The sequence below is a fragment of the Clostridium sp. UBA4548 genome (assembly GCF_002387895.1).
In the GTDB taxonomy this organism is placed as follows: domain Bacteria; phylum Bacillota; class Clostridia; order Clostridiales; family Clostridiaceae; genus Clostridium_J.
Genome location: NZ_DGLI01000001.1, coordinates 59,977 through 74,697 on the forward strand (window position 1 = coordinate 59,977; position 14,721 = coordinate 74,697).

Here is a 14,721-nt window from a genome sequence, read left to right on the forward strand (position 1 = left end):
TTGGTTATCCCCTTTAAATTCTCTCTTTTTTATTCCTTTTATAATCTAGATACCCTTATAAGGAAGCTTCTTCTGCAAAATATTCCACCCATGCTGGATAAAAACCAGCTGCTAAAGCAGTTCTCATGGAAGCAATATTTCCACTCCAAGTTGTATAATATGGTATTTTATCTAGCTTTAATATCTCCTTTGTTAGTTCTTGAGTAAGTAATTTTGCTAATCCTTGTCCCCTAAATTCTTTCACAGTATCTATACCTATTTGCCATAGTGAATCATGATCATTGTCAGCACCAGCTAATGCTGCTATCTTTCCTTCAATAAAAGCTGCAATTGCAATTTCATCTTTTTTATAGTTTAGCGCATTTTCAAATCCAGGGTATTTTAAATAAAACTCCCTCATATTTTCCTTTTGTATTTTCTTAAGAACTACATTGTCTGGGCATGTAATATGCTCATTTTTACTATAAAGAAATCTCAAATACTCACCTGCAAGGCATAAATGATTTTCTCTTAATTTACACTCAATCTTATGAAGGTTTTTCCCATCAATAATATCCTCAGCAAGTGTATCTATAAAATTTTCCTCTGCCCAGTTAATTAAATCTTTTCTTCCTACAAAAACCATTGATTTTCCAAAGGAAATCATACGAAATACTTCTTTATCATTTTCCACAAATACATTTTTATCATGATTAAACACATTATATTCTAAGTTATTACTTTCAATATAATAGTTAATTACCTTCTCTTTGCTATCCATAATTAAAATCTCCTCTGAAAATTCATATTCTTTATGTCCCTCTATCAATAATAATTAGTAGTGTAATTACTTCTTACTAATATCATTCTATAACTTAAGAATACTTAAAATTAATATGTTGAGTAAGGTAGTAGTTCTTTTATAGTTACTTTCTCTATGCCATTTTCAGTTTGAACTAAAACCTTAATATTAGGAGCATACTGCTTAAGTAATTCTCTGCAATTTCCACAGGGTGGAATTATAGTGTTATTTTTCTTTGGCGACCTAACTGCAACAATAGTATCGAAATTACGCTCTCCAGCGGTAATGGCTGCACCAATTGCTATATATTCAGCACATGAGCCATGATGTGTATAAACATTTACCCCAACATAGATATTACCATTCTTACAACGTATTGCTGCTCCTACTGTATGATTTTCATCAACTTCATCAAAATTCTTGTTAATAACCTTTTTTGCTTCTTCAATTAACTCTAAATCATTACTATCAACCATAATTAACCCTACCTCTTTTATTGTAATTTATTATTTTATAGCCTACTATTTAGTTTTAAAAGCACCTTGTTCGTGCCCTAAATTTCAATAGTTACATTGCTTAAATTCTATATTTTGATTACGGATCATTTATAAATTAATCCAATATCGTTGAGTGGTTTCAGAAAAAGCCTCATTATAAATCTCATTTTCTAATACTCCACTGTTATTTTGAATAACCTTTGCTGATGCAACATTTGTTTTATTGCAGGTTATTAAAACTTTACTTAAATTCAATTCTCTGCACTTCTCCAAGGCTAATTTTAACATTAAAGTTCCGTATCCCTTTTTTCTTTCGGTTGGTCTTATTGAATAACCTATATGTCCTCCCCTATTAAATAAGGATTCATTTAATTTATGCCTTATAGTAATCATTCCAATTATTTTGCTATCTTCTGTTCTAATAAAAAAGTAAGTGTTTCCAGGCACCTTGTCTTCTGGTATGTTTGCTATGTCTAAAGACTTCTTAAGTTTAAGTAACCATTCATCATAATTATCATACCTATTAAGTCCCGCTGTACCATTAATTTCTGAATTATGCTTTAAGAATTCTTGTATATATTCAAATGCTTGCCTTTCAAATTCCTTTGAAGGAGCTATCAATGTAAAATCTGTCATTTTCTCACCTCATAAGTTAATAATTTGTTGTTACACAACAATTTGCTATTCTCCAAAATCTAATTCATTTCCGTCAAGTCCATGAATCTCTCTTTACTTTATACCTTATTCTCCTTTGTAAGATTTTGCATACCCTTTCTTATCATCTTCATCATCAAATACATTAAACTTTGATAATATTTCTGCACCAAAGTCTACAAAGGATCTTCCTTTAGCGGTAATTATATTTTCATGCTTTACAACTTTTTCTTCTAGATAATTTCCCCTAGGAAAACAATCCTCTATTCCATTATCTACATAATAACTATGGTCTAAGGTGGTAGTGTACCTATGATTATCTAATACACCTGCTTTTGCTAAAAATTCGGGTGCAGCACATATTGCGCAAATTAACTTTTTCTCCCTATCCAGCTTTTGTATTAGTTCTATTAATTCCGTTCTGCACTCCCTTATGATTCCACCAGGTATAATTAGTCCTTCAATATCCCCAAGCTCAATTGCTTCTTTTACTGTCATATCAGGAACATATTTAAGCTGAGACAAAGCCTCTATTGTATCTCTTTCATAAGCAACACTAACTATTTTAACTTCTTCTATGCATCCTAACATATGGCATCCTAATGTAACTTCAAAATCTGCCATACTATCATAAATAAAACACAATATTTTCCCCATTTTAAAATCCCCTTTTTATATAACATTTAACTTATTTTGTTATCCTCAATATTAAATCTGTTACTAAATTATCTAAATCGAATAATATTAATTTTTCATGTTAATAATCCAATTTAAAATTCACTAGGTGAAATAATATCTATTAACCCCCTCCTACAATTCTATATATTCCTATTAGGATTACCTTTTACTCTTAAACCTTAAAGATACATTCCAATTGCATACTCAGTCTGCTGATAAAATTTATAACCTATACTTTCATAAACTGATAATCCCCTAATTATTCCTTCTCTGGTTGCAAAACCATCATTATTGTTGTTTATCAATGGCAGTGCTTCTGTTGGTAAACTCTATACGAAGATTAAGCTTAGTAGAAAACTGCAAATTATATTCATATTAGATATCCTATAGAATCACTGTTAATATTAAACTTGATACCATGTTAATAAGTATATGAGCAATCATAACCGGCATAATGCTGCCATTACTTTTTCTATCCACAATGTATCCAAATGTATACCCTAACAAAAAAGCATTTATAATTCGTACAGTGATATCTACTAAGGATGCTGAACCTCGTATGACGAAATGTGGCAATGCAAACACAATAGCCTGAAGAACATTTCCCTTTAAAAACCCAAGATTCTTAATGAGTTTTTTTTGCAACAAATCCTCTAAAAAGAAGCTCTTCTGCTATACCTGTTTTCAAGCCATAAAGCAAAAGGTACATGAAGAATGTTAATGATGTAAAATCTTGTGTATCAACAGTACTCCTACCACTATATCCTAACTTGATTACCAAAATATTAGTTGATAATGTTACTAAGTATACTATAGTAATAATAAGAACTGTCTCAAAGACATTGATTTTTTGTGGCTTATAAATACCTATTGAATTTAAAAATCCTTTTGATGATTTTTCTTTAATCAGATACCAAATAAGAGGTATAGTTGAAAAGAATAAGATATTAAATATAACACCAATAAATTCGTTAATCAGTGTATTGATTACATTCATATTTATACTCCTTCTGTTATTGGTCTAGCCTTTCCCTATACTCATCATCCCAATAAAAAATAGTAATTAATCTCTTTTCTAATTTCATCTGTCATTAATGCTTTAAAAAGAGGAACTATTTCTTTGTAGAGATAAATAACCCTGTTTCCTTAGGAATATTTATGACTCCTTTTTTTTGTCTTATTCCTTCAAAATAGTCATAGAAATCAGTCAAATCGTTATCAGTATAATGTGCTATAGTAATAGTAGATTTTAGCCAATCTACTAGATCTTGAGTTTCAGTGATAGCTAAGGAGTCTTCATGATCATATCTCTCAACTTCATCAAAATGCTTACTTAATAATTCCTTTCCATTTTGCAGATTGAAAGTAAAGTTTTCTGTAAAGGAATTTAATTTTGGATTAACCTTTTTAAAAGCATCTCTAAGAAATGGCCTCATACCCCCATTTCCATTTGTCGCTGAATAAAATTTGCCACCATTTTTAAGCACCCTGTTAACTTCAGATAAAGCTTTTGATAAATCAGGCACATGATATAACATGTGATTTGCAATAACAACGTCAAAGCAATTATCAGGAAAGGGTATATTCTGAATGTCCACCTTTTGTGCTAACATATTATTTCTACTAGAATACTTTTCCCAAACTACTTTTACCATGCCCTCTGAAAAGTCCGATAAAACTAAAGTACAATCTTCTGGTAACTTATGAATTCCCTTATCCCATTGAGCACCATTTCCACAGCCTAACTCTAATATGCGGCACCCCTTTGGAAACTCATATTTTTCAAAAAGCCAAGGAAAAAAACCTTGTTTATTTGTGCTGTATTTATCATGTAATTTGGTTCTTATTGATAGGTTACTACCATCTTTATATTGTTCTTTCACATTTTCTGCTTTGTTCATTACTGACATAACTTTCCCCCCAATAATATAAAATTCGTAACATTTAACACTAATATATTTTCACTAAGAGGCTATTAATAATTTTTATTAATTTATTGAAGTTCTTCAAACCCAACGCACTGCTTAGTGTTATTTAAATAGGCAATCCTATATTTTTTACCGGATTTTAATTTGCCATTTATGAAGAACTTTGGTTCATAGAGTTTTAAATCATAAATAAATATGATATTACTACTTTTTGACTCTTGAACATTATAAATTGTGCCAACTGTGTATTGATAATTATTTTTCATTAAACTAGGAATATCTTTAACTGCTGGAACTACCATATAATAAATATAGAAAGGAATTGCAATAAAGTAGACCATAGATGCTAAGAAAGAAAAACTACATTTAAACAGCAAAGTAAATTTTGATTGGACTTTATTATATACAAAATATCCAATACATCCGTTCGCATTCTTTGATATTTTGTAAAGTCTTAGATTCTTCCTGCCAAAGTAATAACATATTATTGAAGCTCCTGCTATAAGTACTATAACACTTAATAAAATTACAGTGTCAAAAACTACCATATATTTTAAATTAAACTCCATCTGAATTTTTCCTTTCATAAATTAAACTGTTTTGTTTTTTTATAACTTTAACCATAACTTAGTAAGAAACTCTAAAATTACGGTTATTTAAAAACCTTATACCACCATAAGTTTTTTTTACATACCTATTTACATAAATAAAAACAATACAAACTTCGTTGTCATGGTTACTAAAAATATTGAGATACCTATTATTAGAATTTTAATACTTTTATTCTGAACTAGTTTTTCACCATCATATAGTAAGTTATCGTCACTTATTTTTCTGTGTTCTTTTAGTGTTTTCTTAAATCTGAGAATTGCAATACCTATCATGGTAAGCCCTAATAGTTCTATAGCAAAAAATACAATATTAAATATGCTCCTAAGCACTGCAGTTCCTCCTCGAATTTCTATTGTTTTTAACTTATCTTCTGGTTCTTAAACCTATAGTAAATGAACACCTTAAAAAGAAAGTGAAGTGAAAAAACTTCTGATTATCCTTATTTTATAGTTCTCATGTATCAAGAGTTATTTATTAAATTTTAAGAGTAATATTTTTGGTACTTTGGAGCTATCATTAGAAAGTTGCGGCTCGCATAATAGTTTCAAATTAAATCCAACATTTATCATACAATTGATTGTATTACTTAATGTCTTATGCCAAAAGGTAATTGGTTTCCCTAAATGTTCACTTAACATTTCTTGATATGGACCTTCATTAAAATAATCTTTTAATCCAAAACATGGATGCAAAATAGAAATTAAGAATTCACCACCTGGTTTTAATACACGATAAGCTTCTTTTATAGCAGCTTCAAGATTTTCTACTGCCATTAAGCACATGGCTGATACCGCAAAATCAAATTTTTCATCTTCAATTCCTTCTAAAAAACAAGCATCTCTTACATAATATTCAATTTCGCTAGCCTGGTTTTGTTTTAATGCTTCATTGATTAAGTTTTCGCAATAGTCTACTCCTATTACTATAGCTCCTTTACTTGCAAATAATCTCGAATATCCACCTTCTCCACACCCTAAGTCAAGTATTCTTTTCCCTTTTATATCACCAAGAATTTTTAATGTCTCTGGTATTAATATATCTGTTCTAACTTGATTAATTTTTAAAGATTCTAACCATTCGTCTGAAGCATTGTCCCATTCATTTACAATATCGCTCATCTGTTTTACCTCCACCGGTATAAATAATCTTTGCTATATAATACAATCTTTCTAGTGGCTAGGTCTTTTTAAAAGAAGTAGCCTTATTTCTGTTCATTTCTCATATTTTCCTCATAATTATCTCCCATAGTAAAATTTATTTCTTCGGTGCTTAGTTATTTATATACTTTTATATAATAAGAGATAATACATTCTTTTTGATTTATATATCTTTACAGACTTAGCTATGCAATAAATAGCTTATACTAATTATATAGCTACCCATTAAATCTACAATAACTCTATAACTTGTTTTAAAGCATTTTTATGCAGCTTTTAAGTTTTCATGTGTTTTTTTATTCAATTTAAAGTTAAATGAAAAACACATGAATCATGGAAAGCTATTAGTTACTTAATTCGAGTTATTTATACATTCAGTAATAATTGCTTAGAAATATAATTTCTTTAAGTGTTGACCCTCACATGATGTCATAGTGTAATATAAAAATAGAGGTTTAAGATATAAGCTAAAACTCATGGCCGGCAGAGTATTAGTGATATTCTCAATTTAAAATCATACTTGGAGGTATTTCCATGAGAACAGTAAAACAAATTTCAGATCTCACAGGAATAAGTGTGCGCATGCTGCATTACTATGATGAAATCGGATTATTAAAACCAAGCTCAGTTACAGAGGCAGGCTACAGACTTTATGACAATGAAGCTCTTGTAACCTTACAACAGATTTTATTTTTTAAAGAACTTGATATACCACTAAAGCAAGTTAAAGAAATTATGGATGGTCCCCATTTTGATAAAATGCAGGCTCTTAAAAATCAGAAAAAACTACTCCTTATAAAACGGAATAGATTAAATGATTTAGTAGAGCTTATAGATAAAACCTTAAAAGGAGAAAATACAATGAGCTTTAGAGAATTTGATATGAGAGAATATTATAATGTACTAGAGGAATTTAAGCATGAAAATAGTGACAAAGTAATTAGTCAGTGGGGAAGTATAGATAAATTTGATGAAATCATTGAAACAATAAAATCTAAGGAAGCAAAGCTTGTCAACATGGCTTTGGAGGAATACGGAAGTATAGAAAAGTATACTGATGCTGTAAAGAAAAATTTGAATAATAGTGTGGTATTAACTAAAGCAGAACAAATTGATAAGTTTAAAAAGGATTTTCTTTATGACAATCACCCAAGGTTGAAAGAAATATATAAAACTCTTGTAGCTGACTTAAGTAAAGATCCTTCTTCAAAGGAAATTCAACAAATTGCTAGTGAAATAACTAATACAGCTAAAAGGGATTATGAAGTTTTTAGAGCTGGCATGGGAGAAGATTATTGGTACACTATGGTACAACTTTTCTTAGTATTTCCTATGTGGATAGAAGAAGTTGATAGTAAATATGGTAGTGGAGCGTCTAACTATATTGGAAAAGCTTTAAAAGTTTATTTGGCCGATTATGAACCTAAATTAGATAAGCTATATAAAAACCTTACAGCAGACTTAAGTAAAGACCCTTTGTCAAAGGAAGTTCAAGAAATTATTTCTCATATAGTTGCTGAGACACAAAGGCAACATGAAGCCTTAAAAGTAGAGGTGGGAGAAAATTATTGGAGCTATCAAGCAGAGCAGTATTTATCAGAACCTATTTTAATTAAAGCATTGGATAAGAAATATGGTGATGGTGCATCTAAATTTATTGGAGAAGCTCTAAAGTTTTATGCAAAAAAATAATAAGTAATGCTTATAAATGGCATATTAAATAGTCAATAATAAACTAAAGTCCTATTTATCCTATAGCTTCCAGTTCATATTTTTTCCTCTAAAAGGGCAATATCAGCTGGAAGCTATTCCTAGCCTAGGTACAAAATTTTACACAAAGAGAAAAAGAACATCCATAGATTTGATTTACACAAATCTATGGATGTTCTTATTTTCCTATTTTTTTATTTTCAACCACCAAACAAATACTAAAGAAAATCTCTATTATCATCATCATAGCTGCAAGAATATAGGGTTCAAAGTTTATACCAACTATAAGGGATAAAATTGGAACTAAAATAGCAAATGCAATATATGATTTAGACTTATATAGCCACCCATAGGGCAATAAATGTGCTCCAAAAATCATTGCTATTATCATTAACATTTTTTCAGGTAGTGTTGGATATATCCACATTGCAATTAACAGGTACAGCATTTGATTAGCAGAAAAAAGAATTCCCAAATTAGTTAAAGGATTTTTCTTGTTTTGAAAATCTACCTTGATTAATTTAGATATTAAAAATGCTAAAGGCATTAACGGTGCTGTAAAACAAAATGTAAGTAGGTTCTTAGTAAGAATAGGTAATGATGTTACATGAAGAATAAGTACAGCACCCCAAATAATAATTGATGCTACTATGAAATGTAGTCCTTTCTTTTGCTTAATTGCACAATCCAAGCGTAATTCTTCTAAGTTCATAATTTATCTTTAGTGAGAGTGTACTGTAAGTACCAACCTCCCACTAAAATTCACCTCATTTCTTTTATACTTTTTTCTGTGTATAGCATATGAGCAACTTTGTTGTTAATTCGTCACCTTAAGAAAAGTACGTATTAATTCTTAATTATAATTATGGATGCTTTATAAGTTAATCCAGTATGGTTGAGTGCTGTGAGATTGTCATTTGCAACTAATAAAATTGGGTCTTTCATTTTTTCTTTTTTCAACTATTAATGAAAATACTCTACTTAACTAGATTGTATCGTGCCATGATGTGCTCATCTTCATATTTACCATTCCTTATGATTGCATATTTTTTTGTTCCTTCTATTGCAAAACCTAAAGACTTGTACAAATTAATTGCTCTTTCATTGTCTATAAATACTCCTAATTCCAATCTTACAAGCATCAGCCAATTATCTGCTAAATCAATAACTTTATTCAACAATGCTTTACCAATACCTTTACCTTGATAATCCTTACTAATAGTAATTCCAAGACTTCCAGAGTGTCTAACTCGTGGAGAATTATTTACAGTTAAACCTGCAATCCCAACTACTTTTTTTCCTCCATTTTCTTCAACCTCTGCAACAAATATATGCTGGTTATTTGTAAGTCCACTAATAAATGCTTGGGTTTTTGTTATCCTATCACTTGTTAATGACATTATATTTTCTCTTACTCCATCCATTGTACGAATTTCATGTATGGCCTCAGCATCCTCTAGTTTTATAGATCTTATATTAATATTCACTGTTATCCCCTCCTAAAACATATAATAATGTTATTATTTTTCATTCTTTATTATTTGATTGTGTTATGCCAAGAACGATAAAGCAGCACCCTATAGGTATAAATACATAATTTTTACCTATAATAGCAGCAATAAAAAATAAAATTGCTGATGATAAGTAAAGCATTCTCACTAATTTCTCTTTACTTTTCATAAATTATTTCCCCTATTTCTCACTAAGTTAGTACCACTAGGATTTCCTATAGCACCAAAATCTAAGTTACAATTTATACAAATGGTTGTGTAATAGTTATTTTTACAAACTTTTAATAACATCATATTTTTATTTATTTCCAACAAGGTAAACTAGCCCTTTTGCCAAGGTTTCTCCCCAACTTAAATAATCATGTCCTCCTTTAAACTCTGAGTATTCAACCTGATACCCCTTAGAAAGAAGTACATCTTTCATTATAACGTTGGGTTTTATCATCCTATTTCCTTCAAGGATTCCTACTTCTAAGTAAAACTTTAAGTTCAGCTTTTCTTTTTCTTTAAATAAATTACTAATCCAAGTTTCCTGAAACTCTTCTTTTGAATTCACATTTTCAGGAGTCCATCCAGGACACCACCAAAAGGATCCTGATTGGGATAAAACATTACCAAATACCTCTGATTTCATTACACCTAAGTAAGTAGCAGCTAATCCTCCTAAGCTAAGACCACCTATTATAGAGTCCTCTGGCTTGTGTGAAACATTATATCTTTCTCTAACATATGGAACTATTTCCTCAGCTACAAAACTAGTAAAATTCTTATTACATGACAGCATCTCAAATCTATTGTCCTTACTTTCTATAAAAACTGCTACTATAGGTGCTATTTGTTTTTCATAAATCAGATTGTCCAATAATGAAGGGGTTAAAAGCCCATGAACGTATTCAAAGCCATCACTTAAAACTAGCATCTTATAGGGTTCTTCTTCTTTTGAATATCCTACAGGAGTATAAATCCACACTCTATACTCATCATTTAAAATCTTACTTTTATATCTAAACATTTCTAAGTTTCCATTAGGGGTATCTTCCCTTTTCACAGACCACACCTTAGGCTCTGCTTTAGGAAGTTCAACCATATTGCATATCCAAGGCTGTGAATCTAAAGTTTCTTCATCCTTTGGAACTAAAACCTTTTGCTTTGCTAATGGATCAATTCTTATACATTCTTCATTTCTTTTTTGCCAATCTTCATTTAAAGGGTCATTTACAGTTAAAAAGTACCTAAATCTTAAATCATTTCTTACTTTAAAGGTCTTATACCAAATATCAGTATCTAGAATCCTATCCATTTTATTTTTTTCGTAATCTAGTCCTACGCAGCCATCAAGGACCACAACATTTTCAACGTCCTTGTCCCCTTCATATAAAAACGTAATTAGTACATCATCTGTATCTCCCTTGATTTCTTCAATAATTGGGGTATTATTTTCTTTGATTTCTTTCCAAAATTCATCTATGGCCTTTTCATTTCCTTCTAGAATACTTCTTTTTAGCTTATTAATTTTTTCACTCTCAAAATTCACATCATTCACAATAAATCCCCTACCTCTTTTAAACGTATTTTTATAAATGTTAGATAAAATATTATAATTTACTCATAGATTTTTTAATTGCCTTTGTTATCTTTTCTGCACAAAAAATCATTGTTGAAACTATTGATATTCCCAATAAATATGCGCTTCCATCAATTTTATTTCATGTTCGTTTTTATCCTCATAGTTTTTAAAATACAATATGATCATTTCATATAACCCTTTAGTAAATAATTTCATTATAATTTATATTCTACCATGTGATTAATGTAAAAATATACCTATAACCTTCGATTAATTGCACAAATCAAAAATAAAGACAGTTTACATCTAATACTTTAATTTAATTAAAGCTTTAGATGTAAACTGTCCATAGGCTTCCTAAGTGAAAGCTCAATTTATTCAACATGAATAAAATTCATGCCCAAAAGGCCTTAAGGGAACCAGGGTAAGTTCATGTATAAGTTAAATTTTATTTCTGTTTCCCTATAGGATTGAATTTATTTTAGTGATTAAATAATAATTATCCAAGCATTGATAGGTGCTATTTCCTTCAATTATCCTATAGCAATTCTACTTCTGCCTTTACTATTATCTTTAATTATTAAGATTAATGTCTATTTTATACTTATCATCAATTTGGGGTTCTTCTATAATAGGAAGTGCTATTTTGTATTTCTTATTTTTATCAATAGGAGGAAGTTTTACTGATACAATTCTCTCCTCCACATCTTCAAGTATGGCCATAGATCCATCCTGTTCTTGATCTATATCATTATAATTTTCATCTAGAATTTCCACAAAGTTAATCTTTCTAAAGGAATATGCCCCGCTGCCTTCCAGCTTGAAGGTAATTTTAGTTTCTTTGTCTGTTGCTTCAATATTTTTAATAAGAGCTGTGTTATTTTCTCCTACTTTTATTACCTTATTAACTAGGTTATCTAAGGTTTCAAATTCTCTTGCTTTATCAATGTTGTAAACGTGAGTAACCTTATCCCACCCATATCCTTCTGATTTTTCCTTTTCTGTTGCAGCTCTTACTTTTGTTACAACCTCCTGTGGAATGTTTAAATCAGTGCTACTAACTGTAGTTTGTAATATTTGATGTTTAATGCCATCTATCTCCTTAGTCTTATCTCCCCATTTCTTTAAAATAGGTACAACCCTTAATGATTTAACATTTGACAGGTCATTACGAATCTCTATCCTTGAATAATATTCCCAATCGCTAGCGTAACCACTGTCTCCGCTACTTTCTAATATCCTTCCCCTGTCATCTATAACAACAAAGTCATATATACCTATATCATAAAATTCACTTGTATTTAAATTATCAAAAACTCCTGAGTAATTTATTGTATTTCCTAAAGGACTTATAACCATCTTTTCAAGCTTTAAAGTGCTGCTTGGCAACTTAATGGTTTTATCCAGATTTATAACTTTAGATTTTGTGGCCTCATCCGCCTTTGAAACCTTAAACTTAAATTCCCACGGCCCTTCTACTTCGTTTATCCATCCAATATTTATTTTAACATCTACTTCCTTAGGTAGGTCCATCTCCGAGATATTTGCATAGGATATGCTAATAAGTTTATTATCACCTATCTTTTTATCCCTCTCTCCATATGATCTTACGGATTTACCATTTAAATAAATGCCTCCCATACCTCCCATGCTTTCCCTAAGATTCTCCCCTTCAATTATTGAAGTAACTGCCATGGTGTTATCATCAATTACAATTTCAGCTATTGTAACTTTTATACCATTATTCTCCACAGTCTTGTACACACTAGTTGAAAACTGCTCATATTCATCAAAATGCTGACCCATGTAACCATACTTTACAAGTTTAAAAACAGATTCCATTCCCGGAGTTGCTTTTACTAGTTCACGCCCCATAACCCCTACTGCTGTAGCTATAAATATTGCTGCTGTAGCTGCAATTGCTATGTTTTTATATTTATTTCTAGAACTAACCTTTTTCTGCTTCTCCCTTCGTCCCCTTTCAATTCCTTTTTTAACTGCTAAATCTATACCCTCTGGTATTTTGATATCATTTATTAAGCTATCTATATTCTCCATATTAAACACTCTCCTTTCCCATAGATATTCTCAACTTGCTCAAAGCTTTATTTAGATGTGTCTTTACTGTACCTGTTGGACAATCAAGCACCTGTGATATCTCAGTTATGGTGAGATCCTGAAAATACTTTAGTACTATGACGTTCTTCAGCTTATATTCTAGTTTATCAATGGAACTCAGGATATCTAACTTTTCATCAATTCCATAGCTTTCATAATAACTTGAAGTCTCTGAAGGATTATCCACTATAGACACAACCTTATTTTTATTTTTTATAAAGTCCTTAGCATTATTAATCAAAATTCTAGTTATCCAGGTCTTAAAATATTTAGGCTCCTTTAATTTGCCTATGGACATGTAAGCTTTATATACAGTCTCCTGCAATATGTCTAATGCATCTGCTTCATTCTTAACATAAGCATAGGCTGTTCTGTAAAACCCTTCTTTATTTATGTCCATAAGATATTCGAAAGCTTTTTCATCCCCTTGGATTGCTAGCTTAACCTGTTCTTCTATAACCATAGCTAATCTCCTTTAAGGTATTAATTACGCGTAATTTTTGTTTGGTGTATCTTCAAAAAATAAGTAAGTCAATTTGTTCGCCTATTTTGTGTTATACTGCGTCAACAGGTTCCTTGCCTACCTCAAAATATCCTTCACATCTTTGATTTATTATTTATTTTCAGATACCTTACACCTATTAGACTTTAATAGCCATCAAAGGGTTTTAAAAATCATAAAAAATCTGCAGAAGAATAAAAATTCTACTGCAGATTTATGTGCTAAATCAATAAGCTTTATTTTAACTACTATCCTTTTGAATTTTACCTCTAATATAAATTGATGAATTATAAATTATCCTTATGACATATTGACTTATAATTAACTTGTTTATAGATTTCTTTACTTGAACTTTACCACTACTTCCCCTTCAGTAGTTTCATCACCAACAACTTTAACAGTATACTCTTCTACTTCATTAGCTTTTACTTCAATGGTTTCTTCCTTATTTGCATCTAGTGATTTAATTACATCACTATTTTTATCTAACACTAAAAGTATTAACTTACCTGACTCAACTTTTGAGTTGCACTGTAGTGTTACACTTTCATCTTTGCTTAGCTTAAACTTTGACATAGTATGAACCCCAGTGAATTTTTTAAACTTTAGTTTCCATGAATCATTAGTGTCTTGAGGCATAAACATGACTCCACTCTTTTCATCCTCAGAATTTTTAATATTAAATTTACTTAAATCTACAGTGGTTATTAAGTTTTTCTTGTTTTCAACTTTAGCTTCATTATTAGCTTTGTTCACTTGATTTACCTTTTCATTACCACCTTTACTGCATCCTGAAAGTGACAGTAACATCCCTACAGATAATATAATTAATAATTTTTTTCTCATGATACCCCCTACTTAACCATACATTACTTCTACTTAATACTTCTATTAAGAAATCACTTCAAATTTAGGTTATATACTCCAAGAGTGGTCCCTCAATAAAGAATTAAAGTAAGGAAATTTCTACATATATCCATACCTTAGTTCACCCTAGGGTGTGTTA

General features: G+C 30.2%; 19 protein-coding genes. 1 reads left to right on the top strand and 18 read right to left on the bottom strand.

Annotated features, from left to right (window positions below; translation table 11 throughout):
- Positions 1-55: 55 nt before the first annotated feature.
- From B3040_RS00335 to B3040_RS00385, 11 genes are all read right to left on the bottom strand, one after another.
- Positions 56-760, bottom strand: coding sequence for a GNAT family N-acetyltransferase (locus tag B3040_RS00335; protein ID WP_291569279.1), 705 nt, complete (start codon positions 758-760; stop codon positions 56-58).
- A 110-nt stretch (positions 761-870) separates the two neighbouring features.
- Positions 871-1,257 (bottom strand): cytidine deaminase, encoded by a 387-nt coding sequence (locus B3040_RS00340; protein WP_291569280.1) that lies wholly within the window; start codon positions 1,255-1,257, stop codon positions 871-873.
- Between the two features lie 129 nt (positions 1,258-1,386).
- Complete coding sequence (locus tag B3040_RS00345) at positions 1,387-1,914, bottom strand: GNAT family N-acetyltransferase (protein WP_291569281.1); 528 nt, start codon at positions 1,912-1,914, stop codon at positions 1,387-1,389.
- A gap of 105 nt (positions 1,915-2,019) precedes the next feature.
- Positions 2,020-2,589, bottom strand: coding sequence for a DJ-1/PfpI family protein (locus tag B3040_RS00350; protein ID WP_291569282.1), 570 nt, complete (start codon positions 2,587-2,589; stop codon positions 2,020-2,022).
- Positions 2,590-2,789: 200 nt separating this feature from the next.
- Positions 2,790-2,915 carry a hypothetical protein gene (locus B3040_RS00355; RefSeq protein ID WP_291569283.1) on the bottom strand — a complete coding sequence of 42 codons (126 nt, stop codon included), beginning with the start codon at positions 2,913-2,915 and terminating at the stop codon, positions 2,790-2,792.
- A gap of 79 nt (positions 2,916-2,994) precedes the next feature.
- Positions 2,995-3,255, bottom strand: coding sequence for a CPBP family intramembrane glutamic endopeptidase (locus B3040_RS00360; RefSeq protein ID WP_291569284.1), 261 nt, complete (start codon positions 3,253-3,255; stop codon positions 2,995-2,997).
- Positions 3,236-3,607, bottom strand: a complete 372-nt coding sequence (locus tag B3040_RS00365) for a hypothetical protein (RefSeq protein WP_291569285.1) — start codon at positions 3,605-3,607, stop codon at positions 3,236-3,238. Before B3040_RS00365 ends, B3040_RS00360 begins: the two co-directional genes overlap by 20 nt.
- Before the next feature lie 115 nt (positions 3,608-3,722).
- Positions 3,723-4,520 carry a class I SAM-dependent methyltransferase gene (locus tag B3040_RS00370; RefSeq protein ID WP_291569286.1) on the bottom strand — a complete coding sequence of 266 codons (798 nt, stop codon included), beginning with the start codon at positions 4,518-4,520 and terminating at the stop codon, positions 3,723-3,725.
- Between the two features lie 83 nt (positions 4,521-4,603).
- A complete protein-coding gene (locus B3040_RS00375; protein WP_291569287.1) occupies positions 4,604-5,125 on the bottom strand; it encodes a hypothetical protein in 522 nt (173 codons plus the stop codon).
- Positions 5,126-5,236: 111 nt separating this feature from the next.
- Positions 5,237-5,479: a hypothetical protein gene (locus tag B3040_RS00380; RefSeq protein ID WP_291569288.1), complete on the bottom strand. Its 243-nt coding sequence runs from the start codon at positions 5,477-5,479 to the stop codon at positions 5,237-5,239.
- Positions 5,480-5,617: 138 nt separating this feature from the next.
- Positions 5,618-6,268, bottom strand: a complete 651-nt coding sequence (locus tag B3040_RS00385) for a class I SAM-dependent methyltransferase (RefSeq protein ID WP_291569289.1) — start codon at positions 6,266-6,268, stop codon at positions 5,618-5,620.
- A gap of 573 nt (positions 6,269-6,841) precedes the next feature.
- Here B3040_RS00385 and B3040_RS00390 point away from each other — a divergent pair.
- On the top strand, positions 6,842-7,999 hold the full coding sequence (locus B3040_RS00390; protein WP_291569290.1) for a MerR family transcriptional regulator: 1,158 nt from the start codon (positions 6,842-6,844) through the stop codon (positions 7,997-7,999).
- 196 nt (positions 8,000-8,195) lie between these two features.
- On the opposite strand, the gene B3040_RS00395 is transcribed toward B3040_RS00390, so the two are convergent.
- The 7 genes from B3040_RS00395 to B3040_RS00425 all read right to left on the bottom strand — a co-directional run bounded on the left by B3040_RS00395 (position 8,196) and on the right by B3040_RS00425 (position 14,561).
- Positions 8,196-8,729, bottom strand: a complete 534-nt coding sequence (locus B3040_RS00395; RefSeq protein ID WP_291569291.1) for a DUF7010 family protein — start codon at positions 8,727-8,729, stop codon at positions 8,196-8,198.
- 265 nt (positions 8,730-8,994) lie between these two features.
- Positions 8,995-9,504, bottom strand: a complete 510-nt coding sequence (locus tag B3040_RS00400) for a GNAT family N-acetyltransferase (protein ID WP_291569292.1) — start codon at positions 9,502-9,504, stop codon at positions 8,995-8,997.
- A gap of 40 nt (positions 9,505-9,544) precedes the next feature.
- A complete protein-coding gene (locus tag B3040_RS00405; protein ID WP_291569293.1) occupies positions 9,545-9,697 on the bottom strand; it encodes a hypothetical protein in 153 nt (50 codons plus the stop codon).
- 129 nt (positions 9,698-9,826) lie between these two features.
- Positions 9,827-11,071, bottom strand: coding sequence for an alpha/beta hydrolase-fold protein (locus B3040_RS00410; RefSeq protein ID WP_291569294.1), 1,245 nt, complete (start codon positions 11,069-11,071; stop codon positions 9,827-9,829).
- 597 nt (positions 11,072-11,668) lie between these two features.
- Complete coding sequence (locus B3040_RS00415) at positions 11,669-13,153, bottom strand: DUF4179 domain-containing protein (protein ID WP_291569295.1); 1,485 nt, start codon at positions 13,151-13,153, stop codon at positions 11,669-11,671.
- Between the two features lies 1 nt (position 13,154).
- Complete coding sequence (locus tag B3040_RS00420) at positions 13,155-13,676, bottom strand: sigma-70 family RNA polymerase sigma factor (RefSeq protein WP_291569296.1); 522 nt, start codon at positions 13,674-13,676, stop codon at positions 13,155-13,157.
- Positions 13,677-14,057: 381 nt separating this feature from the next.
- Positions 14,058-14,561, bottom strand: a complete 504-nt coding sequence (locus B3040_RS00425) for a hypothetical protein (protein ID WP_291569297.1) — start codon at positions 14,559-14,561, stop codon at positions 14,058-14,060.
- Positions 14,562-14,721: the final 160 nt, after the last annotated feature.

Excerpts from the sequence above, each read along its gene's own strand:
- B3040_RS00395 (WP_291569291.1), bottom strand. The coding sequence starts at position 8,729 with ATGAACTTAGAAGAATTACGCTTGGATTGTGCAATTAAGCAAAAGAAA.
- B3040_RS00420 (WP_291569296.1), bottom strand. The coding sequence starts at position 13,676 with ATGGTTATAGAAGAACAGGTTAAGCTAGCAATCCAAGGGGATGAAAAA.
- B3040_RS00425 (WP_291569297.1), bottom strand. The coding sequence starts at position 14,561 with ATGAGAAAAAAATTATTAATTATATTATCTGTAGGGATGTTACTGTCA.
- B3040_RS00350 (WP_291569282.1), bottom strand. The coding sequence starts at position 2,589 with ATGGGGAAAATATTGTGTTTTATTTATGATAGTATGGCAGATTTTGAA.
- B3040_RS00370 (WP_291569286.1), bottom strand. The coding sequence starts at position 4,520 with ATGTCAGTAATGAACAAAGCAGAAAATGTGAAAGAACAATATAAAGAT.
- B3040_RS00385 (WP_291569289.1), bottom strand. The coding sequence starts at position 6,268 with ATGAGCGATATTGTAAATGAATGGGACAATGCTTCAGACGAATGGTTA.
- B3040_RS00340 (WP_291569280.1), bottom strand. The coding sequence starts at position 1,257 with ATGGTTGATAGTAATGATTTAGAGTTAATTGAAGAAGCAAAAAAGGTT.
- B3040_RS00405 (WP_291569293.1), bottom strand. The coding sequence starts at position 9,697 with ATGAAAAGTAAAGAGAAATTAGTGAGAATGCTTTACTTATCATCAGCA.
- B3040_RS00335 (WP_291569279.1), bottom strand. The coding sequence starts at position 760 with ATGGATAGCAAAGAGAAGGTAATTAACTATTATATTGAAAGTAATAAC.
- B3040_RS00415 (WP_291569295.1), bottom strand. The coding sequence starts at position 13,153 with ATGGAGAATATAGATAGCTTAATAAATGATATCAAAATACCAGAGGGT.
- B3040_RS00390 (WP_291569290.1), top strand. The coding sequence starts at position 6,842 with ATGAGAACAGTAAAACAAATTTCAGATCTCACAGGAATAAGTGTGCGC.
- B3040_RS00365 (WP_291569285.1), bottom strand. The coding sequence starts at position 3,607 with ATGAATGTAATCAATACACTGATTAACGAATTTATTGGTGTTATATTT.
- B3040_RS00345 (WP_291569281.1), bottom strand. The coding sequence starts at position 1,914 with ATGACAGATTTTACATTGATAGCTCCTTCAAAGGAATTTGAAAGGCAA.
- B3040_RS00375 (WP_291569287.1), bottom strand. The coding sequence starts at position 5,125 with ATGAAAGGAAAAATTCAGATGGAGTTTAATTTAAAATATATGGTAGTT.